This window comes from Micromonospora sp. NPDC005707 (assembly GCF_040631005.1).
Lineage (GTDB): Bacteria > Actinomycetota > Actinomycetes > Mycobacteriales > Micromonosporaceae > Micromonospora.
This window is the reverse complement of the sequence record NZ_JBEXYR010000001.1, coordinates 93,839-118,078: the sequence shown is the minus strand read 5'-3', so window position 1 is coordinate 118,078 and position 24,240 is coordinate 93,839. Positions and strand designations below refer to the sequence as shown.

Below are 24,240 nucleotides of genomic sequence, written 5' to 3'. Positions count from 1 at the left end.
CCGGTCCCGCGCGGTCAGGCTCGGGGGTGTGCCTGCCGGTACGCCGCCCGCAGCCGCTCCACGGACACGTGGGTGTAGATCTGGGTGCTGGCCAGCGAGGAGTGCCCCAGCAACTCCTGCACGGCGCGCAGGTCCGCGCCGCCCTCCAGCAGGTGGGTGGCGGCCGAGTGCCGCAGCCCGTGCGGGGTCACCCGCGGCAGGCCGGCGGCCTCGGCGTAGCCGGCGACGATCCGGCGGGCCGTGGTGGGGTTGAGCCGGCCGCCCCGGGCCCCGAGCAGCAGCGCGCGGTCGGAGCGGGGCACCGCCAGGGCCGGCCGGCCACGGGCGAGCCAGTCGTCCAGGGCCCGCTGCGCGGGCACCCCGTACGGCACGGCCCGTTCGCGTCCGCCCTTGCCGAGCACGCGTACGACCCGGCGGGCCTGGTCGACGTCGGTGACGTCGAGGCCGCAGGCCTCGCTGATCCGGACGCCGGTGCCGTAGAGCAGTTCGAGCAGCAGCCGGTCCCGCAGCAACACCGCGTCGGGCTCGCCGTTCCCGCTTGCGGCCGGCGCGCGGCTCGCCGTCCCGGCGCTCCCGCCTCCGACCGGTTGAACGTCGTCCCTTCGGCGCCGCGTGTTGCGCTCGTCGCGGGCCGGCTTGGCGTTCCCGCTCCCGGGCCGGGTGTCGTTCTCGTTCCGGACCGGTGCGGTGTCGGCGGCATCGGTCGCCGTCCGGGCCCGGTTCGGGCGCGGGGCGTCCATGAGTGCGGCGGCCTGGTCGGCCCGCAGGACGGTGGGCAGTTCGCGGTGCGCCCTGGGACTGGCCAGCGGCGCGGCAACGTCGCCGGGCAGCAGGCCGGCCCGGTGCGCCCAGGCGCTGAACGTGCGGGCCGTGGCCGCCCGCCGGGCGAGCGACGTCCGGGCCGCTCCCATGGTCCGCTGCTTCGCCAGCCAGCTCCGCAGCACGGTCAGGTCCAGCTCCGACAGGTCGGTGCAACCCATCCGCACCGCGTGGTCGAGCAGTGCGACGAGGTCCGTCACGTATGCCCGCACGGTGTGCGCGGACCGGTTGCGCACCCGGGCCAGGTGGTCGGCGAAATCGTCCACCGCCTCCCGCATCGGGGCCGGGAGTGCCTCGTGGGACGCCCGCGTGCCACGCCGCTGGTCAGTCATCGCGGGTACCGGCTGACTCGTCGGTGCCGAGGGCGCTCGCGGCGCGCTCCGGAGCGGTGGCGGGCGGGGACACGACCTCAGCCTAAGGGCGTTGGCGAGTGGCGGCCGGCCTGCGCGCCGTCGGATCGGCGTCGCCCCGGAACCTGACGCGGCGCGGCACGCCGTTCGGGGTGGCTGACCTGCCCCTGGACAGGGGAAACTGTTCCTACGAACAGGACAGTGGCAACCCCGGGTCGCCGGCGGGCGACCGGCCGGTGTTGCCGACAGGTGCCGACACCCCGCCACGGCGGGCGGCCGGGCGCTGGGGGGCGTACCCGGCGTGGTGGCGGCGCGGAAGGGTGATTCGCGAGACGGATCGGAACGGGCGTCCCCGGGGTGGCGACGCCGGTGGGAGGAGGGACCGAGCGTGGGGGTGGATGCCGTCCTCTACCGGCAGGTGCGGGCCGGGCCCGTTCGCCGCCGGCCGTCGTACGTCTCGACCGACGTGGTGGGGGACCCGCACGATGTCCTGCTGGACCTGCTCAAGCGGGTGCGGGGCGGGGGCCGTACGCCCCTGCTGGACCGGGTCGACCCACTCGGCGAGCTGGTGGTGACCGCCGAGGGGGTGCCGCAACTGCTGGCCGAGCTGCGCTGCCTGGCCGAGGTGGCCCGGGCGCCGGCGGAGGTCGACCAGGTCCGCCGGCTGGCCCTCCTCGCCCGGCGCTGCCTGAACAGCCGCGACGCCGAGATCCGGTTCGAGGGTGACTGAGCGCACGGGCAGGCCCGGGCAGGTCAGCTCGGCGGAGCGGCGGGCGGACCCGGACTGACTCCCGTCGGCGCCCGGCCGCCCCCGGTCCCGCGCTCCGGTGGCGGCGCGAGGGCGTAGCCCTCGTCGCGGCGCACCACCATGGCCAGTTCCTCCAACATGGAGAGCTTGCGCATGGCGGTACGCAGGTCCACCCCGGCGCGCGCCGCCACGCGCTCCAGGCCGATCGCCTTCCGCCGGGGTAGCGCCTCCAGCACCAGGGCCGCCTCGTCGTCGAGCTGGTCCCGGGGGCGTTCCGGCGCGCGGGCGGGCGGCGCCAGGTCGTACCCGATCCGCCCCACCTCCTCCAGCACGTGGGCGGTGCCGGTTACGAGCCGGGCCTTCTCATGCTCGCGGAGCGCCTCGTGCGCGCCCACCGACATGGCCGAGGTGACCGGCCCCGGCACCACCATGGCCGGCCGCCCGACGCCGATCGCGCGGTTGAGGGTCTGGGTGGCGCCGCTGCGGGCCGACGCCTCGACGAGCACCGTGCCCGTGGTCGCCGCCGCGATCACCCGGTTGCGGATGAGGAAGCGGGGCCGCAGCGGTTCGGCCCCGGGCATCCACTCGCTCACCAGCAGGCCGGTCTCGGCGATCCGGTCGAACAGGGCGGCGTTGCCCATCGGGTACGGGCGGTCCAGCCCGCAGGCCAGCACGGCGACCGTGAGCCCGCCCGCGGTCAGCGCCCCGCGGTGCGCGGCGGAGTCGATGCCGAACGCGCCGCCGGAGACCACCGTCCAGTCCCGGTCGGCCAGCCCGTAGCCCAGCTCGGTGGCGACATGCGTGCCGTACGGGGTGGCCGCCCGGGCGCCGACCACGGCGACCGATCGCGCCAGCGCCTCGCCCAGCGGCCACGCCCCGCGTACCCAGAAGCAGAGCGGTGGGGCGGTCTCCAGGTCGACCCGGCGACCGGTCCCGGAGAGCCGGAGCGCCCGCAGGTCCGCCACCTGGACGGGCCATTCCTCGTCCTCGGGGGTGATCATCCGCGCGCCGAGCCGCTCGGTGCGGCGCAGCGCCTGCTCCGCCACCGCTCGCGCGTCACCGGCGGCGGAGCGGGCCGCCACGGCCGACCGGAGCACCGAGTCCGGTGCGCCGCCGTCGAGGAGCAGGTCGAGCGCCGCGACCGGGCCGAGCTGCTCGACCAGCCGGTGCACCGACCAGGTGCCCGGTTCGGCGAGCCAGGTCAGCGCCACCCTTGCCAGCAGGTGTTCCTCGGTGCCGCTCACGCGCCCTCTCCCGTCCTCAGTTGGATGGCCTCCGCGATGTCCCCGCCGTCGGGGCGGTCCCGCCCGTCCAGGTCGGCGATGGTCCAGGCGAGCCGGATGACCCGGTCGAAGCCGCGCGCCGACAGCGAGCCGGTGTCGAGCCGCTTCCGCAGCTCCGTGGTGTCCCGCCCGGGCAGGCGCCACGGGGGCCGGCGCAGGTAGGGGCCGGGGATCTCGGCGTTGACCCGCCGGCCGGTCGAGGCCCACCGCTCGGCGGCGGCCCGGCGCGCCTCGGCGACCCGGGCCGCGACCGTCGCGGACGACTCGTTGGGTGTGCCGGTCTGCAACAACTCCGCCGCGCGTACCGGGGGCAGCCGCACCTGCACGTCGACCCGGTCCAGCAGCGGGCCGGAGAGCCGGCCAAGGTAGCGCCGCCGGGCCAACGGGGTGCACTCGCAGGCGGCGTCGCCCGACGGCTTCGCGCAGGGACACGGGTTGGCGGCCAGCACCAGTTGCGTCCGGGCCGGGTATTCGGTGGAGCCGCGCGTCCGGGCGACCTGGACCCGGCCGTTCTCCAGCGGCTGGCGCAACGCCTCCAGCGCCCCCTTGCTGAACTCGGCGGCCTCGTCGAGGAAGAGCACGCCCCGGTGGGCGAGCGACACCGCCCCGGGCCGGGCCAGCCCGGACCCGCCGCCCACCAGCGCCGGAACCGTGGCGGTGTGGTGCGGCGCCTGGAACGGGGGACGGCGGAGCAGCCGGCCACCGGGCGGCAGCAGACCGGCGATCGAGTGCAGGGCGGTGACCTCCAGGGCGGCGTCGTCGTCGAGCTCCGGCAGGACCGACGGCAGTCGCTCGGCGAGCATGGTCTTGCCGGCGCCCGGCGGACCGAGCAGCGCGAGGTGGTGCCCGCCGGCCGCCGCCACCTCCAGCGCCCGCCGGCCGAGCCGTTGCCCCGCCACGTCGGCGAGATCCGGCCCACCGGTCACCGGAGCGGGCGCGTCGGTCGGCGGGGCGAGCAGCGGCGTGCCGTCCCGGACGAACGAGACCAGCCGGTGCAGGGTGTCGACGGCGCGGACGCGGACGCCGGGGATCACCGCCGCCTCGGCCGCGTTGCCGGCCGGCACCACGACCTGGGCGAACCCGGCCCGGGCCGCGGCGGCCACCATCGGCAGCGCGCCGCGCACCGGGCGCACCGTGCCGTCGAGGCCCAGCTCGCCGAGGACCACCGTGGCGTCCAGCGGCACCAGCGGCAGCTCGCCCGAGCCGCCCAGCACCGCCACGGCGATGGCCAGGTCGAACGCGGAGCCGTATTTCGGCAGGGTGGCCGGCAGCAGGTTGAGGGTGATCCGGCGGTTCGGCCATTTCTGGCCCGAGTTGACGATGGCCGCGCGGACCCGGTCCCGGGCCTCGTGCAGCGCGGTGTCCGGCAGGCCGGAGATCACCACGCCGGGCAGCCCGGGGGCCAGGTCGGCCTCCACCTCCACCACGTGCCCGGCCACCCCGACCAGGCCGACGCAGAGCACCTTGGCGTAGCTCATGTCAGAACGCGCCCCTCACGTGCTCGACCCGGGCCGGCCCGGCGACCGGGAGCCGGACCGCCAGGACGTCGAAGCGGACCTCCTCGGCGGTGGTGCCCGTCGCGGCGAGCCAGCGTGCCGCCAGCCCGCGCAACCGCCGCGCCTTGGCCCGCACCACCGCCTCGGCCGGGCTGCCGAAATCCTCCGTGCGCCGGGTCTTCACCTCGCAGAAGGCGAGCACCGGCCCCTCCCAGGCGATGATGTCGATCTCGCCCTCGGGGCACCGCCAGTTCCGGGCGACCGGGCGCAGCCCCGCCTCGATCAGGTGCCGGACCGCGCACCGCTCGCCGTACGCCCCGACGGCCTGGTTCCGCTTCGTCATGCCGGCCAGCCTGCGGCGGCCGGGTGGGGGACGGGTCCCGAGCGGGGCGCCCTGTGGACGGCGGGGGCCCCTGTGGACGGACCCACGATCATGCTGCTGCTGTGCTAGAGCCTGGCACCGTCCTCGGTCGACCCGAGGAGGGTGACACCGGCCCTGTGCCCGGTAGGCCCGCCGCTGAGCCAGGTGCCCGTGATGACCGGCTATGTCGTCCGTGACCAGCGGCGATGCTCCGAGCGGCCCGAATGGCGCGCGTGGTGCCGGTCGCATACCGTGCCGGTCGTGGACGGACGACGGAGCTTTCCCGACGATCAGCAGGGGTCGCCCTGGGGCGACCGCGGGTACGAGCCGGACTGGCGCGCCGCCGGCGAACCGCGCTACCGCGACGACAACCTCCGGACCCCCGAGCAGCGCACGGGCGAGGACCGGTACGGCGACCCGGGCCGGTTCGGGACCGCCAACCCGCTGAGCGACGACACGGACGGCTGGCGGCCCCACCGGCTGGACGACCCGGTGGAGACCTCCGGTGAGCTGCCGGGGGAGCGCGGCGGCCGGCGGGCGGCCCGCGAGTCCGCCGATCCGCTCGGCACGGACCGCGCCGCCGATCCCCTGCGTGCCGCTCCGGTGGGCGGCTACCCCGCCCGCGAGTCCGCCGATCCGCTCGCCGCGGACCGCGCCGCCGATCCTCTGCGTGCCGCTCCGGTGGGCGGCTACCCGGTCGTCGAGGCGGGCCGTCCGGCCCACACCGGAGCGGCGCCGATCACCATGGCGGACCGGCCCGGTCCCGGCGCGGCGACCCCGCTGGTCGTCGGGGAGCGCCCGGGCGGCCCCGCGCCGGAGATGACGGCCGGGCCGACGCCGCACCCCCTGGAGATGCCGACCGGCCCCATGCCGTCGGTCGCGCCCCGGCCCGACGGCCCGCCGCCCGGCGACGGGGTCTACCGGACCCGGCGCCCGGCTCTCGCGGTGCTGCTCGCCGTGATGGTGCTGGTCCTGGAGGTCCCCGCGCTGCGCGTGCTGCTGCGCGGCGTGGTCGGCGACCCGGTTTCCACCTCGCACGTCGTGGTGGGCACGTTCCTGGTGCTCGGGCTGCCGATCTTCGGCACCGGCCTGTACGGGCTGCGCACCGGAGGACTGGCGCTCGCCGACGGCAGCCGCGGCTGGCTCCGCCCGCCGACCGCCTACCTGACCGTCGGACTGGTGCTCTTCCTCGCCGCCGCCCTCGCGGCCCGCTGACCCACCGTCCCGGCCGGCGAATCCCCGCTCGGACGGCCCGCCGCCCGCCCGACGGCCCCGCAGCCCGGGCGGCCCGGCCTGACGGCCCCGCGGCCCGGGTCCGGACCCTCCACCGCAGGGCTCGCCGCGCCGCGCGGAGCGCCCGGAAAGGGGCCGGACGGGCGTTCCCGAACCCCGGGACCTGGGGGCGGAGAAGGGGCGTACACTGGTCGACTGGCGACCGCCTTGCGCGGTCGACCTCGCGCGCCCTCTCCACGGATCTCGTGGGGCGGCGGCCTCCCTGGTCCCGATCCTGATCGGGCCCATCATGGCCGGCGACCGGGCGCCAGGCGTCCGGCCGCCGGCCGGACGGGACAACCAGGGACAAACAGGGAGTACCCACCATGGCCGTCGTGACCATGCGTCAGCTGCTGGAGAGCGGTGTCCACTTCGGGCACCAGACCCGGCGCTGGAACCCGAAGATGAAGCGCTTCATCTTCACCGAGCGCAACGGTATCTACATCATCGACCTGCGCCAGACCCTCGACTACATCGAGAAGGCGTACGACTTCGTGCGCACCACGGTGGCCGGGGGCGGCAGCATCCTCTTCGTCGGCACCAAGAAGCAGGCCCAGGAGGCCATCGCCGAGCAGGCGACCCGGGTCGGCCAGCCGTACGTGAACCACCGCTGGCTCGGCGGCATGCTGACCAACTTCCAGACGGTGTACAAGCGGCTCCAGCGGATGAAGGAGCTCGAGGCCCTGGGTGACCTGAGCGGCACGGCCGCCGGTTACACCAAGAAGGAGACCCTCCAGCTCTCCCGCGAGAAGGTGAAGCTGTCCAAGACCCTCGGTGGCCTGCGCGACATGCAGAAGCTCCCGGCCGCGGTCTGGATCGTCGACACCAAGAAGGAGCACATCGCCGTCGACGAGGCCCGCAAGCTGGGCATCCCGGTGATCGCCGTGCTCGACACCAACTGCGACCCGGACGAGGTCGACTTCCCGATCCCGGGCAACGACGACGCGATCCGCTCGGCCGAGCTGCTGACCAAGGTCGTCGCGGCCGCCGTCGCCGACGGTCTGATCGCCCGCTCCGGCCGTGGCCGTGGCGGCGACGAGAAGCCGGAGCCGGGCCAGGTCGGCGCCGACGAGCCGCTGGCCGAGTGGGAGCGCGAGCTGCTCGAGGAGCCGAAGAAGGCCGACGAGCAGCCGGCGACCGCCGCCGAGCAGCCCGCCGCCGAGCAGCCGGCCGCCGAGCAGCCGGCCGCCGAGCAGCCGGCGACCGCCGCCGCGGAGTGATCTCGCCGTCGCGTCCCCACCGTCCGTTTTCACGGTCGGTGGGGCGCGACGGGTACGCCGGGCAGAACCGGCCCGGAGCCGGGCAGACCGGCGGCCAGAAATCCGGGTAACCGGCAGCCAGACATCCGAACGCAGTCTCAAACACCGAAGAGAGAGTCATGTCCAACTTCACCGCCGCGGACGTCAAGAAGCTCCGCGACCTCACCGGCGCCGGCATGATGGACTCCAAGAAGGCGCTGACCGAGGCCGAGGGCGACTTCGACAAGGCCATCGAGATCCTGCGCGTCAAGGGCGCCAAGGACGTCGGCAAGCGGGCCGGTCGCACGGCCGCCAACGGCCTCATCGCCCACGCCGGCCAGGCGCTGCTCGAGCTCAACTGCGAGACCGACTTCGTCGCCAAGAACGACGCCTTCATCGCGCTGGCCCAGCAGCTGGTCGAGCACGGTGTGGCCAGCGGCGCGACCAACGCCGAGGAGCTGCTCGCCAGCACCATCGACGGTAAGACCGTGGCCGACCTGATCCAGGAGCAGTCGGCCAAGATCGGCGAGAAGCTGGTGCTCAACCGCTTCGCCAAGCTCGACGGCACCACCGCGGTCTACCTGCACCGCAAGAGCCAGGACCTGCCCCCGGCGGTCGGCGTGCTGGTGCAGTACTCGGGCAAGGCGGACGAGGCCGGCGACGCGGACGCCCGCGGCGTGGCCATGCAGATCGCCGCCATGCGCCCGAAGTACCTGACCCGCGACGAGGTCCCGGCCGAGACCGTCGAGTCCGAGCGGCGCATCGCCGAGCAGACGGCCCGCGAGGAGAACAAGCCCGAGGCCGCGCTGCCGAAGATCGTCGAGGGCCGGGTCAACGCCTTCTTCAAGGACTTCGTCCTGCTGGAGCAGGCGGCGGTCGCCGACAACAAGAAGACGGTGAAGCAGCTGCTGGCCGACGCCGGCATCGAGGTCACCCGTTTCGTGCGGTTCGAGGTCGGCCAGGCCTGAGCCGCCGCACCGGGCGCTTGACGCGCCCGTGCGCAGGGAAATCTTCGACGAGGAGGCCGCCGGTGTACGTGACAGGCACCGCGGCCTCCTCGTCACATAGGGTCGGCAGCGGCAGGTACGCGGTACGCGGCGCCCACGAGGTGCGCGACGGAAGGGGCGTGTCGGATGACGCAGGTTGTGAGTGACCGGAGCCTGGCGGCGGATGACCCGACCGCCCCGCCTCCCGGTCGGGCCCGCCGGGTGGTGCTGAAGCTCTCCGGTGAGGTCTTCGGCGGCGGCGCGATCGGCGTCGACCCCGACGTCGTGCAGGCCATCGCCCGGCAGATCGCCACCGTGGTGCGCCGCGGCGTGCAGGTCTCCGTGGTGGTCGGCGGCGGCAACTTCTTCCGCGGCGCCGAGCTGCAGAAGCGCGGTATGGACCGGGCCCGCGCCGACTACATGGGCATGCTGGGCACGGTGATGAACTGCCTGGCCCTCCAGGACTTCCTGGAGAAGGAGGGCATCGAGACCCGGGTGCAGAGCGCCATCACCATGGCCCAGGTCGCCGAGCCGTACATCCCGCTGCGCGCGATCCGGCACCTGGAGAAGGGCCGCGTGGTCATTTTCGGCGCGGGCGCCGGGATGCCCTACTTCTCCACCGACACGGTGGCCGCCCAGCGGGCGCTGGAGATCCGCGCCGACGTGGTGCTGATGAGCAAGAACGGCGTGGACGCGGTCTACACCGCCGACCCCCGGATCGACCCGTCGGCGAGCAAGCTCGACTCGATCACCTTCTCCGAGGTGCTGCGCCGCAACCTGCGGGTGGCCGATGCCGCGGCGTTCAGCCTCTGCATGGAGAACGGCCTGCCGATGCTGGTCTTCGGCGCCCAGGGCGACGACACGATCGTCCGTGCCGTCGGCGGTGAGAAGATCGGCACGCTGATCACCGCCTGACCGGTTTTGCCGAGCCGGCAGCGGTCCTCCGACAACAGCAGCACCAGCAGAGCCCACGACGAGCGACAGAAGGAGGCGAGGAGACCGGTGATCGACGACACCCTCCTCGAGGCAGAGGAGAAGATGGAGCGTGCCATCGAGCACGCCAAGGAGGAGTTCGGCGGGATCCGCACCGGTCGCGCCAACGCCGCCATGTTCTCCCGGATCGTCATCGACTACTACGGCAGCCCGACCCCGCTGCCGCAGATGGCGTCCATCGCCGTGCCGGAGCCGCGCATGGTGATCATCAAGCCGTACGACAACTCGCAGCTGAACGCCATGGAGAAGGCGATCCGCGACTCGGACCTCGGGGTCAACCCGAACAACGAGGGCAACCAGCTGCGCATCGTGCTCCCGCAGATGACCGAGGAGCGGCGCCGCGAGATGATCAAGGTCGCCCGGCACAAGGGCGAGGAGGCCAAGGTGGCGGTCCGCAACATCCGCCGCAAGGGCAAGGAAGAGCTGGACCGCCTGGTCAAGGACGGCGAGGTCGGCGAGGACGAGGGTCGGCGCGCGGAGAAGGAGCTGGACGACCTGACCCAGCGCTTCGTCGCCAACGTCGACGAGCTGGTCAAGCACAAGGAGAACGAGCTGCTCGAGGTCTGAGCGCCCGCGTACCGTCACGGCACCGGTGTGCCGCCGCCCGCCCGGGTGGCGGCCCGGTGCCGTCGTCGTGCCGGCCCACGTCCGCCGTGCGGGCTTCCCGGGTGCAGTAGGCTCGGCAGGATTCCCGCCCACCACGGGGTGAACGGCGGGGGTCGGCCGGCCGTCCGGCCGGTCAACCGGAACTGCTCGCGGCTGTAGGGGATGGTCTTGGTCTTGCGTCATGTGGTGGCTCCCGTACCGCCTGCCGGTGCGTGATGTCCCACCCCGACCCCTACGGCAACGCCGAGCCGCGCGGCTGGGACCGCCCGGCCCCGCTGCCCTGGCCGGAGACCGACCTGGAGCCCGGCCCCTGGCGCCGGGCGGGTGCCGGCCCGGAGGCGTACGCGCGCCCGCCCGGCCGTCCCGCCACCGACCCGCACGCCCGGCCGGCTGACGGCTACGACGCGTCGCGCGGTCGCCGCCCGTACGACGGACCGCCGGCCCCGGAGCGGGGCTGGCGCGACGAGCCGGCCCCCCGCGGCCCGGGCCACGTGGACGCGGCCCGCCGGGACGCCGGTCCCGGTGGTTTCCCGACCGCGGACCAGGAGCTGTGGGACCACGGCCCGCGCGACCGGAGCCGGGGCGCCGACCCGAGGGAACGCCAGGACGCGACCCCGCGGGGCCGGAGCTACGACCGGCCCGACGACGAGTACCCGACGGCCCAGATCGCTCCGGTACGCGACGAGCCGACCACCCAGCTCCCGGCGGTGCGCGACGATCCCGGACCGGACCCGGAGCCGGCGGCCCGCCGGTCGAGGGGCCGGCGGCGGGCCAGCGCGGACCGTCCGCCGACCGCCCAGCCGAAGGCGTCCAGGGCGGGGCGCAACCTGCCGGCCGCGATCGGCGTCGGGCTGGCCCTCGGCGCGGCGATCGTCGTGCCGCTCTTCTTCTACCTGCCGGCGTTCCTCGCGGTGGTCGCCGCCGCGGTGGCGATCGGCTGCTGGGAGATGGCCCGTGCGGTCCGCCGCAGCGGCGCCCACCCGCCGCTGGTGCCGCTGGTCGCCGGTGGCGTGATCACCGTGGGGCTGGCCTGGTTCGCCGGCCCGGACGCGCTCTGCCTCGGCCTGCTGGTCACCGTGCTGGGCACGATGATCTGGCGGCTGGGCGACGGGCCGGGCAACTACCAGCGGGATCTCACCGCGGCCACCCTTATCGCGGTCTACGTGCCGTTCCTCGGCGGTTTCGCGGCGATGCTGGCGGCCGCCCCCGACGACGGTCACCTGCGGGTGCTGGTCACGCTGGTCGCCGTGGTGCTCTCCGACACCGGCGGGTACGCGGCCGGCGTCGCCTTCGGCAAGCACCCGATGGCTCCCACGATCAGCCCGAAGAAGTCCTGGGAGGGCTTCGCCGGCTCGGTGACCGCGGCCGCCGCGGGCAGTGCCCTGCTGCTCTGGCTGCTGCTCGACGTGGCCCCGTGGTGGGGTGCGCTGTTCGGGGTGGCGATCGCCGGCGCGGCGGTCCTCGGCGACCTCGCCGAGTCCATGATCAAGCGGGATCTCGGGGTGAAGGACATGAGCAACCTGCTCCCGGGGCACGGCGGCCTGATGGACCGTCTCGACTCGATCCTGTTCGCGGTGCCGACCGCCTACCTGCTGCTGGCGATCTTCGTGCCGATGGCGGGCTGAGGCGTGAATCACGCGGGTGGCGTCGCCTCGGCCGGCCGGCCGGTGCCGATTCGGCACGCACGGACAGGTGCGTCCCCCGTTCGGCGTGTCAGACTGGACGCGCCATGACGAGCCTCCCGCTGATTTCCGTAGACCCCGACGCCCGCGGCCGCCGGCCCGCGATGCCACCCCGTCACCTCGCCGACCTGGACCTGCCGGGCCGGCAGGCGCTCGTCACCGAGCTGGGTGAGCCGGCGTTCCGCGCCAAGCAGGTCTCGAACCACTACTTCGGCCGTCTGGTCCGCGACCCGGCGCAGATGACCGACCTGCCGGCGGCGACCCGTGAGCGGCTGGCGGGCACGCTGCTGCCCACCCTGCTCAACCCCGTACGCGAGATGGCCTGCGACGACGGCGCCACGCGCAAGGCGCTCTGGCGGCTGCACGACGGCTCGTTGGTCGAGAGCGTGCTGATGGGCTACCCGGACCGGGTCACGGTCTGCATCTCCAGCCAGGCGGGCTGCGGCATGGCCTGCCCGTTCTGCGCCACCGGTCAGGCCGGGCTGACCCGGAACCTCTCCACCGCCGAGATCGTCGACCAGGCCGTCTACCTGGCCGGGGTGGCCGCCTCGGGGGCGGTGGCGGGTTCGCCGCCGCGCCTGTCGCACGTGGTGTTCATGGGCATGGGCGAGCCGCTGGCCAACTACGCCCGGGTGGTGGCGGCGATCCGCCGGCTGGTCGCCCCGGCGCCGGAGGGCCTCGGCCTGTCCCAGCGGCACATCACCGTTTCCACGGTCGGCCTGGTTCCGGCCATCCGCCGACTGGCCAGCGAAGACCTCTCAGTGACCCTTGCGTTGTCGCTGCACGCCCCCGATGATGAGCTGCGCGACGAACTCGTGCCGGTCAACCAGCGCTGGAAGGTGTCCGAGGTGCTGGACGCGGCGTGGGACTACGCGGACACGACGGGGCGTCGCGTGTCCATCGAATACGCGATGATCAAGGACGTGAACGACCAGCCGTGGAGAGCCGATCTGCTCGGGCGGCTGCTGGCCGGCAAGCTGGCCCACGTGAACCTGATCCCGCTCAACCCGACTCCGGGCAGCCGCTGGGACGCCAGCCCGAAGCCGGTCGAGCGGGAGTTCGTCCGGCGGTTGCGCGACGCCGGGGTGTCCACCACGGTGCGGGACACCCGGGGTCGCGAGATCGACGGGGCGTGTGGGCAGCTCGCCGCCGCCGAGGACAGGGACAGCGACCCACGCGCCGCAACGGCGTGACGGCGTAGCGGTAGAGACCAGGAGACATAGTGGCGAGTCAGGGTCAGCGTTTCCGGCGTAAGGCGCTCCGCCGGGGATACAAGGTCGACGAGGTGGACGCCTTCCTGGACCGGGTGGAGGCGACACTCGCCGGCCAGCCGGTCGGCGCGCCCGTGGCCTCCCAGGAGGTCCACGACGTCGTCTTCCGGGTCCGCTTCAACGGCTACGACGAGTGGCAGGTCGACCTGCACCTCGACCGGGTCGAGCGGCAGCTCGCCGAGCTGGAGGAGCGCGGCGGCGCCCCCGGCGGGCGGGGTGGCGACCCCCGGATGGCCGACCGGCTCGGCCCGCCGATGCGCGACGACCGTGGCCTCTCGCCCGTGCCGCAACCCCCGATGCCGCCCCGGCCGATGCCCGCGCAGGCCGGCCCGCCCGCCGACCGCTACGGCAACCGCTACGACGAGCCGACCGGCGCCTTCGCCGGCGGTTACGACGGCCCGCGCGGCGGCTACGACGCGCCCCGCGGCCCGGGCGGCCCCGGCCCGATGGGTCCGGGCGCCCCGATGGGGCACGGCGGCCCGCCCTCCCGTGGCCTGCCGCCCGGCCCGAGCGGCTACGGCCAGGACGAGCGCTTCGACGGTTTCGAGGCCGGCCGGCACGGCCACGCCGACATGACCGCCGAGTTCCGGATGCCGGAGCGGGACATGCGCGACCCGCGCGGTCGTGGCCCGGCCGGCCCGCCGCAGCTGCCGCAACAGGGCTACGGCCCGGACCAGGGCTACGGTGCCCCCGAGCAGGGCTACGGTGGCCCGGACCAGGGCTACGGCGGCGGCCCGGGGATGTCCGGCCCGCCCATGGCCGGTCCGCCGATGGTGGGACCGCCGATGGCCGGCCCGCCCGGCAGCGACCTCTACCGCGTGGACCAGATCCGCCGCAGCTTCCAGGTGCGCCGCTTCGGCAGCGGGTACGACCCGGACCAGGTCGACCGGTTCTTCGAGACCCTGCTCGGTGGCATGCAGGGCCGCAACCCGATGCCGGTGAACCCGAAGGACCTGGACACCCTGCGCTTCGGGCTGGTGCCCGGCGGCTACTTCGAGGCCGAGGTCGACGCCGCGCTCAAGGACGTGCAGGACATCCTGCTCGGCCGCTGAGCCCCCGCACGACGACGAAGGGCCCGCCCCCGATCGGGGGCGGGCCCTTTCGCGTACGGGTCGAGCGCGTGTGGGTCAGGACCGCAGGCCGTTGCGGCGCAGCACCGCGTCGCCGATGACGATGGCCAGCAGCAGCGCCGCGAGCCCGAACAGCCAGATGTTCTCCACGTTGCCCTCGTGGTTGCCGCAGAGCGCCATGACCACCAACACCACCGCCGAGAGCACCGCGCCGATCCGCCCCGACTTGCGGTGCCCCGGCCGGTGCTGGTCGGGCGCGGTTACCGGCTCACTTCCTGCCACTGTCGGTCCTTCCCTCGCGATCGGATCTCCGGTTAGTCTGGCACGCCCCGTGGCGGCGCCGGTGCGGGGTCCGACCTGATGGTGGGGGAGACATGACCCGCGAGGACGACCGCGAGCTGTACAAGCGGGCCCAGCAGGCGTGGGACGCCGAGGACTGGCCGGTCGCCGGTGAGCTGTGGGAGCGCCTGGCCCGGCGGTACCCGGACCTCCCCGCGGCCGAGTCGTGGTGGTACAACGCCGCGCTGGCGTACAAGTTCCTGCGGAACTGGGCCAAGGCGTACGAGCTGGGGCGGGAGGCGGCCGCCCGCTCGACGCCCGGCAGCGAGGACCCGGCGTTCTGGAACCTGGGCATCGCGGCGACGATCGTGGAGGACTGGGCGACGGCGCGGCAGGCCTGGTCGGGGTACGGGCTGGACATCCCGGACGGTGAGGGCGAGATCGAGGCGGACTTCGGCGTCACGCCGATCCGGCTCAGCGGCGGCGGTGAGGTGGTCTGGGCCCGGCGGCTCTGCCCCACCCGGGCCCGCGTGCTGAACGTGCCGACGCCGGGTTCGGGCCGCCGGTTCGGCGAGGTCGTGGTGCACGACGGTGCGCCCAACGGCGAGCGGGCGGTCGACGGGCGGACGTACCCGGTCTTCGACGAGCTGCTGCTGTTCCGGGCCTCGGAGCTGCCGACCACCACCGTCGAGGTGGCCGCCGCCACGCCGGAGGACGTCCGCGCGCTGGCCGCGCTCTTCGACGAGCACGGGTACGCGGCGGAGCCGGCCAGCGGCGTGCGGGCCCTGTGTGCCTGCTGCAGCGAGGGGACCGTGCACCAGGACCGCGACCACCAGGTCGCCGGCGGTCAGCGGGTACACCTCGCGGCGCCGGTGGACCGTATCGCCGGGCTGATGGACGCCTGGTGCGCGTCGGCCCCGCAGCGGCGGACCTGGACCGGAGTGATCGAGGGCTGACGCCGCCGGGCCGTTGGACCCGGCCGGCCGGGGCGGAAGGTCACTACCGGCGTCGCGGGACGGCGACCACACTGCCTCCGGTAGCGTCTTGACGTACGCCTGATGCCTTTTTGAGGGGGACTACGGTGCGAGTGACCGGTACGGGCCATGCCAGCATGCGGATCGACACGGCCGCGGGCAGCATCCTGTGCGACCCGTGGGTCAATCCCGCCTACTTCGCCTCCTGGTTCCCCTTCCCGGACAACTCCCAGCTCGACTGGGCGACCCTGGGCCAGTGCGACTACCTCTACGTGTCGCACCTGCACCGGGACCACTTCGACGCCAGGCACCTGCGCGACCACATCTCCAAGGACGCCACCGTCCTGCTGCCCGAGTTCCCCACCTCGGAGATGGAGGACGAGCTGCGGGAGCTGGGCTTCACGAAGTTCCTCAAGGCCCCGAACGAGCAGGTCGTGGAGCTGCCCGGCGGCCTGAAGATCATGATTCAGGCGCTGACCAGCCCGACCGACGGCCCGATCGGCGACTCGTCGCTCTGGGTGGAGTACGACGGGGTCCGGCTGCTCAACCAGAACGACGCCCGCCCCACCGACCTGACCGTCTTCGCCGAGCTGGGCCACGTGCACGCGCACCTGCTCCAGTTCTCCGGCGCGATCTGGTACCCGATGGTCTACGAGCTGCCCCAGGCGGCGAAGACCGCGTTCGGGAAGCAGAAGCGGGAGCGGCAGTTCGACCGCACCTGGCGCTACATCGACGACCTGAAGGCCGACCACGTCTTCCCGATCGCCGGCCCGCCCTGCTTCCTCGACGACGAGCTGTTCCAGTTCAACGACGTGTTCGGCGACGAGGGGAACATCTTCCCCGACCAGTCGGTGTTCCTGTCCGAGTACGCCAAGGTCGGCGGGACCAACGGCATCGTGCTGCTGCCGGGCAGCGTCGCGGAGGTGACCACCGACGGCGCGACCACCACCCACCCGGTGCCGGTCGAGGAGTTCTTCGCGAACAAGCGGGCCCACCTGGAGGAGATGCGGGAGCGCAAGCGCCCGATCATCGAGGCGGAGAAGGCGTCCTGGCGGCACCCCGAGGTCGACGTGCTCGGTGAGATGAAGCGCCGGATCGAGCCGCTGCTGGACGAGTCGATCTACCTGGCCAAGGGTGTGGGCGGGCCGGTCCGGTTCGACCTGGTCGGGTACGACGGCGAGAGCGTCGAGTCGATCGTGGTGGACTTCCCGGGCAAGGAGGTCCGGCCGTACGCGGACGAGAAGGTCCGCTACCGGTTCCGCACCGAGCGGGCGCTGATCGAGCACCTGCTGCACATCGGCGAGGTGGACTGGGTCAACTCGCTCTTCCTCTCCTGCCGGTTCTCGGCGGCCCGGATCGGCCAGTACAACGAGTTCGTCTACGCGTTCTTCAAGTGCTTGTCGGAGGAGCGTCTCCAGTACGCCGAGGGCTGGTACGACGAGCACGAGCGGGCCGTCGACGCCGAGGACATCACCCTGGACGGCTGGGTGGTGCAGCGCCGCTGCCCGCACCTGAAGGCGGACCTGAGCCGGTTCGGCATCGTCGAGGGCGACCAGCTCACCTGCCAGTTGCACGGGTGGAAGTTCGACATGGCGAGCGGCCGCTGCCTGACCAGCGTCGGCCACAAGATCCGCGCGCACCGCGCCGACGCGGAGACCCCCGCCCCCGCCGGCGAGGCGATCAGCTGAGTTTCCGCCCGCCCGCCGCCCCCGCCGGGTGACCATCAGGTCGGAAGGGGGCGGCGTGGCGGACGGCGCGGGCGGGAGCGGGTACCGGTTCGGGCGCGACCGGGAGATGACCCGGGACGCCTCCCGGGTGGAGACGTTCAGCGACGGCGTCTTCGCCGTCGTGCTGACCGTGATGGCCGTCGAGCTGCTGCAGAACGGCCCGGCCCGGGACCCCGGGAAGGAGCTCCCCGACGCCCTCGTCCAGGCCTGGCCGACCTACCTGGCGTACGTGATCACCTTCCTGATCGCCGGCCAGATCTGGCTCGGCCATCACAACATGTGGCGGTACGTGGTCCGGGTCGACCAGGTGCTGCTCATGTTCAACCTGCTCGTGCTGCTCTTCGTGGCGGCGATCCCGTTCACCGCCGACCTGCTGGCGGACAACCTGCGCGGCAGCGACACCGAGCAGCGGCTGACCGCCGCCCTCTACCTCGGCACCGTGCTGGGCGAGTCGCTCTTCTTCAACCTGAGCTGGTGGTGGGCCCGCCGGCGCCGGCTGCTCCACCCCGACCTGGACCCGCAACTGGCCCGGGCGGTCTCCCGGCGGCTGGTGGTGCGCCCGCTGCTCTACGCCTTCGCCTTCGCCTTCGTCTTCGTCGACCCGATCCTCAGCCTGCTCCTCTACCTGCTGCTGCTCGTCGGCCTCTCCCTCGTCCGCCGCCCCGGCGACCTGCCCCGCGCCGCCGAGGCCGGCGGTGCGGTCAGCGACCGAGGTCGCTGAGGATGCGCTGGGCGGCGTTGTGCCCGGCCGCGCCGATCACGCTGCCGGCCGGGTGGCAGCCGGCGCTGCCCGCGTAGACGCCGTCGACCCCGGTGGCGTAGGGCATCCGGTCGGTGAACGAGACGGTGTTGTCGACGTGGTGGATGTGCCCGCCGGTGATGCCGAAGTGCGCCTCGATGCCCGGCGGGGGCAGCGGCACCGCGTCGGCGATCAGGTCGCGGGTGCCCGGCGCGTACCGCTCGCAGATGTCGAGCAGGCGGTCGACGTAGCCGGGCAGCGCCGCGTCCCAGGTGGTGCCGGCCAGCTCGTAGGGGACCGACTGGACGAAGAGCGCCGACGAGTGGTGCCCGGCGCCGTCGGAGAGCGACGGGTCGACGGTGGTGTGCAGGTACCACTCGATGGTCGGCTCCTCGGGCAGCCGGCCGGCCTGCACGTCCGCCCACATGCCGCGCAGCGCGGCCATGGGCGCCTCGCCGCCGGCGCCGACCAGCGAGGCTGACCCGGGGAGCAGGTGGATGGTGGACCCGAACGGGCTCGGCGCGTCCGCCGGCAGGCAGGAGAAGCGGGGCAGGCCGGTGAGCGCCAGGTTGAGCTTGAGCGTGGTGCCGGGCCGGCGGACCGCCGCCATCCGCGCGCCCAGCTCCGCCGGGAGCGCGCCGTCGGGCAGCAGCTCCATCAACCGGTACGGGTCGCAGGCGCCGAGCACCACGGAGGCGGCCACCTCCCGCCCGTCGGCCAGCACCACCCCGCCCGCCGCGCCGCCGTTGAGGGTGACGGCGGTGACGGGCGTGCCGGTGACGATGCGGGCGCCGGCCGCCCGGGCCGCGTCGGCGAAGGTTCGGGAGACGGTGCCCATCCCGCCCTGGGCGATCATCCAGGTGCCCTCCGAGCCGGGCAGCCGGCACATGTTGTGCACCAGGAAGTTGTGCCCGGTGCCCGGGTCGTCCGGCCCGGCGTTGAGCCCGGAGAGGCCGTCGGTGACCGCGTACATGCTGACCAGCAGCTCGGAGCGGAAGTCGAAGCGTGCCAGGTAGTCGGCGACCGAGCCGCGGACCAGGTCGACGAAGACCTTCCGGAGGGCGGGCCGCACGTACCGTTCGGCGGTGTCCTCCACCGGCAGCGGCTCGGCCAGCCAGGCCGGCGCCAGGTCCTCCCGCAGCTGGGCCAGCTCCGCCTGGAGCGCGTCGTCGGCGGCCACGTCGGCGGGCGAGAAGAACTCCGCCAGCTGCCGCCGGGTGCTCGCCGTGTCGCTGCCGAAGAGCAGGTACGGCGAGCCGAGACCGCCCGGGGTGGGCAGGAAGTAGTGCGGGTCGCGGCGCAGCACCGGGATCGTCACGTCGAGGGTGGCGAGCAGCTCCGGCGGCATCAGCCCGAGCAGGTACGACCCGGTGGAGTGCCGCAGCCCGGGCACCTTGGGGAACGGGTTCTCGGTGCGGGTGGCCCCGCCGATCACCTCGGCCGCCTCCAGCACCAGCACGTCGAGGCCGGCGCGGGCCAGCAGGATCGCCGAGACCAGACCGTTGTGCCCGGAGCCGACCACGACGACGTCGGCGCGGGACGGCAGCTCACTCGCTTCGCTCATGCCCGGGCAGCCTAGCGGCGCGGGGCCCGGTCCGGGGAGAGGTCGGCGGGCGGAGCCGCGCCTCGCGCGCCGAGTCGGGCCGCCGCGGCCTCCGGCAGGCCCGGCCCGGCAGGCCCGGCCCCGGCAGGCCCGGCCCGGCAGGCCCGGCCCCGGCAGGCCCGGCAGGCCCGGCCCCGGCAGGCCCGGCAGGCCGGCCCCGGCGGTCAGGCGCGGGCGGCCGCCCGGGTGGCCCGCCAGCGGGAGAGCGCCAGGGTGGCCGAGTAGCCGGCCAGCACGATCACGTGGAACAGGTAGAGCCAGAGCAGCACGGCCACCCCGCCGCCGATCTCGTCGAACCCGCCGAACGGGGCTCCCAGGTCCAGCGGCAGCGAGCAGAACAGCACGAACCCGTGCAGGAACCCGGACAGGTTCGCCGCGGTGAACGAGCCCAGGCCCAGCGTGGCGAGCCAGTCCGGGGCGGCCGGCCCGACCACCCGGAACACCCACACCAGGACCGGGGTGAGCACCAGCCAGGTGGCCAGGAAGGACAGCACCACACCCAGCGCCCCGAGCCAGCCGCCCTGCTTGACCAGGTGGGTGGTGAGCGGCAGCGCCAGCAGCACCGACAGCAGCAGCGCCGGGGCCGGGGCGAGCAGGGGGAGCAGCAGCAGCCGCCCGCGCCAGCCGACCAGGGTCCCCGCCTGGCCGGGCGGGGTGGCGACCGAGACGAACGCCCGGCGCAGCCCCTCGCCGTAGAGCGACGCCGGCAGCAGCGAGGCCAGCGCCAGCAGCGGGGTCAGCCCCAACCCGGCCTCCACGAGCGCGGCCACCGCCCGGTTGGCGCCGATGTCGGTGGGCAGCGTGTCGATGGCGTACGACGTGAGCCGGCGCACCCGACCGTCCCCGGCCACCAGCCCGGTGAGCCAGATCGCCAGCAGCGCCACCGGCACCACGGCGATCGCCCCGTAGAACGTGATCGCGGCGGCGTGCAGCGAGAGGTCCCGCCCGCGTACCGGCCGGAACGCCACGCCGGTGATCCGCTTCGCCCGCTGCCACCCCGCACCCATCGCCATCCTGTTCCCCGTGGGACGCCTCGGCACGCATTACGATCCCGCGTGTGATCACCTCGACCGAGCGGCTGGTGGTCCGGGACTGGACGGCGTCGCCGGACGACCTGGCCCGGATCTACGACATCTACTCCCGGGAGGAGGTGATGCGCTGGCTGGGCGGCGGCGCGGGGCGGATGACCGACCCGGCCGAGGCCCTCGGGCGCGTGCACTCCTGGCGCGAGCGCTACGCGCCGTACGACGGCCGCTGGGGCCTCTGGGCCATCGAGCCGCGCGGGGCCGGCGGGGCGGTCGGCAGCGTCCTGCTCAAGCCGCTGCCCGGGCGCGACGGGGTCACGCCCACCGACGACATCGAGGTCGGCTGGCACCTGCACCCCGACGCGCAGGGGCACGGCTACGCCACCGAGGCGGCCCGGGCCGTGCTGGAGCGCGAGTTCGCCGCCGGCACCCGGCAGGTCCACGCCGTGGTGATGGCTGGCAACGAGCCGTCGATGGCGGTGGCCCGGCGACTGGGCATGACCCACGTCGGCACCCGCACCGACTGGTACGGCGGCGCCGAACTGGAGACCTTCGTCCTGGCCAGCCCGGCGTAGCCGTCCGGCGTCCGCCGGACGTATCGTCTCCGCTCGTGTTGATCACGTTTACGGCGCAGCCAGACCGGAAGCTGTTCGGCGTCGCGCTGCGCCGGGCCTTCCGCCGGACCCTGATCGTGTTGTGGCTCTGCCCCGGCGTGTCGGCGCTGGTGGCCCTCCTGGCGTGGTCCGGGGGTGACACCGCCGGGGTGGTGGTGGCGAGTGCCGCCGCCGTCGCGCTCGCGCTGGTCGCCTGGTGGGCCGGCCGCCGGACGGTCAGCATCAACTGGAAGCTCTACGGCCGCCCCATCGTCTGGACCGTCGGCGACGAGGGGGTGCGCTACGACGGCGAACTGGTGGACTGCCTGGTGCGCTGGCCCGCCGTGGAAGGGGTCGAGCCCGTCCCGTACCACCTGATCTTCCGGATCGGCCGGCACCAGGTGCTCCCCGCCCGGGTCGACGGGCTGGACGCGGAGCAACGCGACGGCCTGCTCGCCTTCCTGCATGCCCGGGGCCTGCTCGGCCAGCCGGCGGAGGAGGCCGCCCGTCGCCTCGCCCTCGCCCGCTAGAGCGCGCCGAATCTTGGCGACCTACCGTTCGTCACGAACCGGAAGTCGCCAAGATCCGCGCGCCGTCGACGACAGATGGGGCGGGGGAGTGAGGCTCCCAGCGGGCGCTCAGGAGGGCTGGGGAAGAATGGGCGGGTGACGTCTCCCCGCGCCCTCGTCCTGCTCGGCTCGACCGGGTCGGTCGGCACCCAGGCCATCGACATCGTCCGGCGTAACCCGGACCGGTTCCGGGTGGTGGCCCTCGGCGCCGGCGGCGGCAACGTGGAGCTGCTCGCCGGGCAGGCCCTGGAGCTGAGGGTGGAGGCGGTCGGGGTGGCCCGGGCGTCCGCCGCCCAGGACCTCCAGCTCGCGTTCTACGCCGAGGCGAGCCGGCGCGGCTGGGCCACGGGCGACTTCAAGCTTCCCAAGATCGTGGCCGGGCCGGACGCGATGACCGAGCTGGCCGGGTGGCCCTGCGACGTGGTCCTCAACGGGGTGGTCGGCTCGCTCGGGCTCGCGCCGACCCTCGCGGCGCTGCGCGCCGGGCGTACCCTCGCCCTGGCCAACAAGGAGTCCCTCGTCGCCGGCGGCCCGCTGGTCCGGGCCGCGGTGGCGCGGCCGGGGCAGATCGTTCCCGTCGACTCCGAGCACTCGGCGCTGGCGCAGTGCCTGCGCGGGGGCGCCCGGGGCGAGGTGCGCCGGCTGGTGGTGACCGCCAGCGGCGGGCCGTTCCGGGGCCGTCGGCGCGACGAGTTGACCGAGGTCACGCCGGAGCAGGCGCTGGCACACCCCACCTGGAACATGGGGCCCGTGGTGACGATCAACTCCGCCACCATGGTCAACAAGGCCCTTGAGGTGATCGAGGCGCACGAGCTGTTCGACGTGCCCTACGCCGACATCGAGGTGATGGTCCACCCGCAGTCGGTGATCCACTCGATGGTCGAGTTCACCGACGGCTCCACCCTCGCCCAGGCCAGCCCGCCCGACATGCGGCTGCCCATCGCCCTCGGCCTCGGCTGGCCGGACCGGGTGCCCGGTGCCGCCGCCGCGGTCGACTGGACGAAGGCCCACAGCTGGGAGTTCTTCCCGCTCGACGACGCCGCGTTCCCGGCGGTCGCCCTCGCGAAGGCGGCCGGCGAGGCCGGGCGGTGCCGGCCGGCGATCTACAACGCGGCCAACGAGGAGTGCGTGGCGGCCTTCGTGGCCGGGCGGCTGCCCTTCCTGGGCATCGTCGACACCCTGGAACGGGTGTTGGAGGACGCTCCGGACTTCGACGAACCAGGTACCGTCGAGGACGTGCTCGCCGCCGAGTCGTGGGCACGGGGGCACGCCCAGGCGATCATCGCCGGGTCGCTGGAAGGAGCTTGATGAGTTACCTGCTCGGGGTGGCGCTGTTTGCCCTGGCGATCCTCATCTCGGTGAGCCTGCACGAGGCGGGGCACATGCTCACCGCCAAGGCGTTCGGGATGAAGGTGACCCGCTACTTCGTCGGTTTCGGGCCGACGCTCTGGTCGTTCAAGCGGGGCGAGACCGAGTACGGCGTCAAGGGCATCCCGCTCGGCGGCTTCTGCAAGATCGTCGGAATGACCCCGCAGGACGACGACGTCGAACCGGGGGACGAGAAGCGCGCCATGTGGCGCTACCCGGTGTGGAAGCGGACGATCGTGATGTCCGCGGGCTCCATCACCCACTTCGCCCTGGCCCTCGTCACCCTCTGGATCCTCGCGGTCTCCGCCGGCCTGCCCAACCCGGAGTTCCCGAACACCGAGGACGGCTTCAAGGCCGAGCCGGCCGTGATCGCCCTGGCCCCGTGCGTGGTGGTGGAGAACGCGGCCCGGGCCTGCCAGGCCGGTGACCCGGCCAGCCCGGCCTCGAAGGCCCGGCTCCAGGACGGCGACCGCATCACCGCCGTCAACGGCCGCCCGGTCTCCACCTGGGGCGACATGCTGGACGTGGTCCGCGCCACCAAGCCCGGCGCGGCCACCGTCGACTACGTGCGCGACGGCCGCCCGGCCACCGCCACGGTCGACCTGGCCGCCGTGCAGCGCCCGCCGTTGGGCGACCCGAAGGGCGCCACCTCGGCGGTGTCCGCCCTCGGCGTCGCGCTCCGGCCGACCACCCCCACCCGGGTCGAGTACGGTCCGGTCGCCGCGTTCGGCGCGACCGCCGACTTCACCGGCAACATGGCGGTGCAGACCCTGCACGCCATGCAGCGGATCCCGCAGAAGGTGCCCGCCCTGTGGACCGCGGTCACCGGCGGCGAGCGGGACGTGGACACCCCGATCAGCGTGGTCGGCGCCAGCCGGCTCGGTGGCGAGGCCGTGGAGAACAACGCCTGGCTGGTGTTCTTCATGCTCTTCGTCTCGCTGAACTTCTTCATCGGCGTGTTCAACCTGCTGCCGCTGCTCCCGCTGGACGGCGGCCACATCGCCATCGCCTGGTTCGAGCGGGTCCGCTCCTGGCTCTACGCGCGGATCGGCCGGGCCGACCCGGGCCGCGTCGACTACCTGAAACTCATGCCCCTCACGTACGCGGTGATCCTCGTCGGTGGCGTGTTCACGCTGCTGACCGTCACCGCGGACGTCGTCAACCCGATCACGCTCTTCTCAAGGTGAG

23 protein-coding genes are annotated in these 24,240 nt (G+C 74.1%); 16 read left to right on the top strand and 7 right to left on the bottom strand.

Going from position 1 to position 24,240, the window contains the following annotated elements; translation table 11 throughout:
* Positions 1–14: 14 nt before the first annotated feature.
* Positions 15–1,151, bottom strand: a complete 1,137-nt coding sequence (locus ABZ452_RS00550; protein ID WP_357937369.1) for a tyrosine recombinase XerC — start codon at positions 1,149–1,151, stop codon at positions 15–17.
* A gap of 406 nt (positions 1,152–1,557) precedes the next feature.
* Between ABZ452_RS00550 and ABZ452_RS00545 the strand changes: the two genes are divergently transcribed.
* Complete coding sequence (locus ABZ452_RS00545; protein ID WP_357937368.1) at positions 1,558–1,899, top strand: hypothetical protein; 342 nt, start codon at positions 1,558–1,560, stop codon at positions 1,897–1,899.
* A 23-nt stretch (positions 1,900–1,922) separates the two neighbouring features.
* Here ABZ452_RS00545 and ABZ452_RS00540 read toward each other — a convergent pair whose 3' ends face one another.
* The 3 genes from ABZ452_RS00540 to ABZ452_RS00530 are packed head-to-tail and all read right to left on the bottom strand — an operon-like array spanning position 1,923 to position 5,039.
* The gene (locus ABZ452_RS00540) at positions 1,923–3,161 is read right to left on the bottom strand and encodes a DNA-processing protein DprA (RefSeq protein ID WP_357937366.1); all 1,239 of its coding nucleotides are present in this window, start codon (positions 3,159–3,161) and stop codon (positions 1,923–1,925) included.
* A complete protein-coding gene (locus ABZ452_RS00535) occupies positions 3,158–4,678 on the bottom strand; it encodes a YifB family Mg chelatase-like AAA ATPase (protein WP_357937364.1) in 1,521 nt (506 codons plus the stop codon). Before ABZ452_RS00535 ends, ABZ452_RS00540 begins: the two co-directional genes overlap by 4 nt.
* A 1-nt stretch (position 4,679) precedes the next feature.
* Positions 4,680–5,039: a YraN family protein gene (locus ABZ452_RS00530; protein WP_357937362.1), complete on the bottom strand. Its 360-nt coding sequence runs from the start codon at positions 5,037–5,039 to the stop codon at positions 4,680–4,682.
* A gap of 279 nt (positions 5,040–5,318) precedes the next feature.
* On the opposite strand from ABZ452_RS00530, the gene ABZ452_RS00525 reads away from it, so the two are divergent.
* The 8 genes from ABZ452_RS00525 (at position 5,319) to ABZ452_RS00490 (ending at position 14,157) form a co-directional block, all read left to right on the top strand.
* The gene (locus ABZ452_RS00525; RefSeq protein ID WP_357937360.1) at positions 5,319–6,272 is read left to right on the top strand and encodes a hypothetical protein; all 954 of its coding nucleotides are present in this window, start codon (positions 5,319–5,321) and stop codon (positions 6,270–6,272) included.
* A 383-nt stretch (positions 6,273–6,655) separates the two neighbouring features.
* Positions 6,656–7,549, top strand: a complete 894-nt coding sequence (gene rpsB, locus ABZ452_RS00520; protein WP_357937358.1) for a 30S ribosomal protein S2 — start codon at positions 6,656–6,658, stop codon at positions 7,547–7,549.
* 158 nt (positions 7,550–7,707) lie between these two features.
* Entirely contained in the window at positions 7,708–8,535 is an 828-nt protein-coding gene (gene tsf, locus ABZ452_RS00515) for a translation elongation factor Ts (protein ID WP_357937356.1), read from the top strand.
* Positions 8,536–8,700: 165 nt separating this feature from the next.
* Positions 8,701–9,468 (top strand): UMP kinase, encoded by a 768-nt coding sequence (gene pyrH, locus ABZ452_RS00510; protein ID WP_154225180.1) that lies wholly within the window; start codon positions 8,701–8,703, stop codon positions 9,466–9,468.
* 87 nt (positions 9,469–9,555) lie between these two features.
* Entirely contained in the window at positions 9,556–10,113 is a 558-nt protein-coding gene (gene frr / locus ABZ452_RS00505) for a ribosome recycling factor (protein WP_357937355.1), read from the top strand.
* Between the two features lie 254 nt (positions 10,114–10,367).
* Positions 10,368–11,777 carry a phosphatidate cytidylyltransferase gene (locus ABZ452_RS00500; RefSeq protein WP_357937353.1) on the top strand — a complete coding sequence of 470 codons (1,410 nt, stop codon included), beginning with the start codon at positions 10,368–10,370 and terminating at the stop codon, positions 11,775–11,777.
* A 104-nt stretch (positions 11,778–11,881) separates the two neighbouring features.
* Positions 11,882–13,027, top strand: coding sequence for a 23S rRNA (adenine(2503)-C(2))-methyltransferase RlmN (gene rlmN / locus ABZ452_RS00495; RefSeq protein ID WP_262281395.1), 1,146 nt, complete (start codon positions 11,882–11,884; stop codon positions 13,025–13,027).
* A gap of 29 nt (positions 13,028–13,056) precedes the next feature.
* Positions 13,057–14,157: a DivIVA domain-containing protein gene (locus tag ABZ452_RS00490; protein ID WP_357937350.1), complete on the top strand. Its 1,101-nt coding sequence runs from the start codon at positions 13,057–13,059 to the stop codon at positions 14,155–14,157.
* Positions 14,158–14,232: 75 nt separating this feature from the next.
* Here the strand turns inward: ABZ452_RS00490 and ABZ452_RS00485 are convergent, their stop codons facing one another.
* A complete protein-coding gene (locus ABZ452_RS00485) occupies positions 14,233–14,457 on the bottom strand; it encodes a DUF2631 domain-containing protein (protein WP_091268655.1) in 225 nt (74 codons plus the stop codon).
* A gap of 92 nt (positions 14,458–14,549) precedes the next feature.
* On the opposite strand from ABZ452_RS00485, the gene ABZ452_RS00480 reads away from it, so the two are divergent.
* From ABZ452_RS00480 to ABZ452_RS00470, 3 genes are all read left to right on the top strand, one after another.
* Positions 14,550–15,410, top strand: a complete 861-nt coding sequence (locus tag ABZ452_RS00480; protein WP_357937348.1) for a hypothetical protein — start codon at positions 14,550–14,552, stop codon at positions 15,408–15,410.
* A 125-nt stretch (positions 15,411–15,535) separates the two neighbouring features.
* Positions 15,536–17,116, top strand: coding sequence for a Rieske 2Fe-2S domain-containing protein (locus ABZ452_RS00475; protein ID WP_357937346.1), 1,581 nt, complete (start codon positions 15,536–15,538; stop codon positions 17,114–17,116).
* Positions 17,117–17,222: 106 nt separating this feature from the next.
* A complete protein-coding gene (locus ABZ452_RS00470) occupies positions 17,223–17,876 on the top strand; it encodes a TMEM175 family protein (protein ID WP_357938155.1) in 654 nt (217 codons plus the stop codon).
* On the opposite strand, the gene ABZ452_RS00465 is transcribed toward ABZ452_RS00470, so the two are convergent.
* Together ABZ452_RS00465 and ABZ452_RS00460 are read right to left on the bottom strand one after the other, a co-directional pair.
* Positions 17,857–19,458 carry an NAD(P)/FAD-dependent oxidoreductase gene (locus ABZ452_RS00465; protein ID WP_357937344.1) on the bottom strand — a complete coding sequence of 534 codons (1,602 nt, stop codon included), beginning with the start codon at positions 19,456–19,458 and terminating at the stop codon, positions 17,857–17,859. The genes ABZ452_RS00470 and ABZ452_RS00465 overlap by 20 nt on opposite strands.
* 203 nt (positions 19,459–19,661) lie before the next feature.
* A complete protein-coding gene (locus ABZ452_RS00460; protein WP_357937342.1) occupies positions 19,662–20,504 on the bottom strand; it encodes a YhjD/YihY/BrkB family envelope integrity protein in 843 nt (280 codons plus the stop codon).
* Positions 20,505–20,554: 50 nt separating this feature from the next.
* Between ABZ452_RS00460 and ABZ452_RS00455 the strand changes: the two genes are divergently transcribed.
* From ABZ452_RS00455 to ABZ452_RS00440, 4 genes are all read left to right on the top strand, one after another.
* Complete coding sequence (locus ABZ452_RS00455) at positions 20,555–21,097, top strand: GNAT family N-acetyltransferase (protein ID WP_357937340.1); 543 nt, start codon at positions 20,555–20,557, stop codon at positions 21,095–21,097.
* Between the two features lie 35 nt (positions 21,098–21,132).
* Entirely contained in the window at positions 21,133–21,645 is a 513-nt protein-coding gene (locus ABZ452_RS00450; RefSeq protein ID WP_357937338.1) for a YcxB family protein, read from the top strand.
* Positions 21,646–21,780: 135 nt separating this feature from the next.
* A complete protein-coding gene (gene dxr, locus ABZ452_RS00445) occupies positions 21,781–22,992 on the top strand; it encodes a 1-deoxy-D-xylulose-5-phosphate reductoisomerase (RefSeq protein WP_357937336.1) in 1,212 nt (403 codons plus the stop codon).
* The gene (locus ABZ452_RS00440) at positions 22,992–24,239 is read left to right on the top strand and encodes a site-2 protease family protein (RefSeq protein WP_357937334.1); all 1,248 of its coding nucleotides are present in this window, start codon (positions 22,992–22,994) and stop codon (positions 24,237–24,239) included. Before dxr ends, ABZ452_RS00440 begins: the two co-directional genes overlap by 1 nt.
* Position 24,240 lies beyond the last annotated feature (1 nt).

Excerpts from the sequence above, each read along its gene's own strand:
- ABZ452_RS00550 (WP_357937369.1), bottom strand. The coding sequence starts at position 1,151 with ATGACTGACCAGCGGCGTGGCACGCGGGCGTCCCACGAGGCACTCCCG.
- ABZ452_RS00535 (WP_357937364.1), bottom strand. The coding sequence starts at position 4,678 with ATGAGCTACGCCAAGGTGCTCTGCGTCGGCCTGGTCGGGGTGGCCGGG.
- ABZ452_RS00530 (WP_357937362.1), bottom strand. The coding sequence starts at position 5,039 with ATGACGAAGCGGAACCAGGCCGTCGGGGCGTACGGCGAGCGGTGCGCG.
- rpsB (WP_357937358.1), top strand. The coding sequence starts at position 6,656 with ATGGCCGTCGTGACCATGCGTCAGCTGCTGGAGAGCGGTGTCCACTTC.
- tsf (WP_357937356.1), top strand. The coding sequence starts at position 7,708 with ATGTCCAACTTCACCGCCGCGGACGTCAAGAAGCTCCGCGACCTCACC.
- pyrH (WP_154225180.1), top strand. The coding sequence starts at position 8,701 with ATGACGCAGGTTGTGAGTGACCGGAGCCTGGCGGCGGATGACCCGACC.
- ABZ452_RS00500 (WP_357937353.1), top strand. The coding sequence starts at position 10,368 with ATGTCCCACCCCGACCCCTACGGCAACGCCGAGCCGCGCGGCTGGGAC.
- rlmN (WP_262281395.1), top strand. The coding sequence starts at position 11,882 with ATGACGAGCCTCCCGCTGATTTCCGTAGACCCCGACGCCCGCGGCCGC.
- ABZ452_RS00480 (WP_357937348.1), top strand. The coding sequence starts at position 14,550 with ATGACCCGCGAGGACGACCGCGAGCTGTACAAGCGGGCCCAGCAGGCG.
- ABZ452_RS00470 (WP_357938155.1), top strand. The coding sequence starts at position 17,223 with ATGACCCGGGACGCCTCCCGGGTGGAGACGTTCAGCGACGGCGTCTTC.
- ABZ452_RS00465 (WP_357937344.1), bottom strand. The coding sequence starts at position 19,458 with ATGAGCGAAGCGAGTGAGCTGCCGTCCCGCGCCGACGTCGTCGTGGTC.
- ABZ452_RS00460 (WP_357937342.1), bottom strand. The coding sequence starts at position 20,504 with ATGGGTGCGGGGTGGCAGCGGGCGAAGCGGATCACCGGCGTGGCGTTC.
- ABZ452_RS00440 (WP_357937334.1), top strand. The coding sequence starts at position 22,992 with ATGAGTTACCTGCTCGGGGTGGCGCTGTTTGCCCTGGCGATCCTCATC.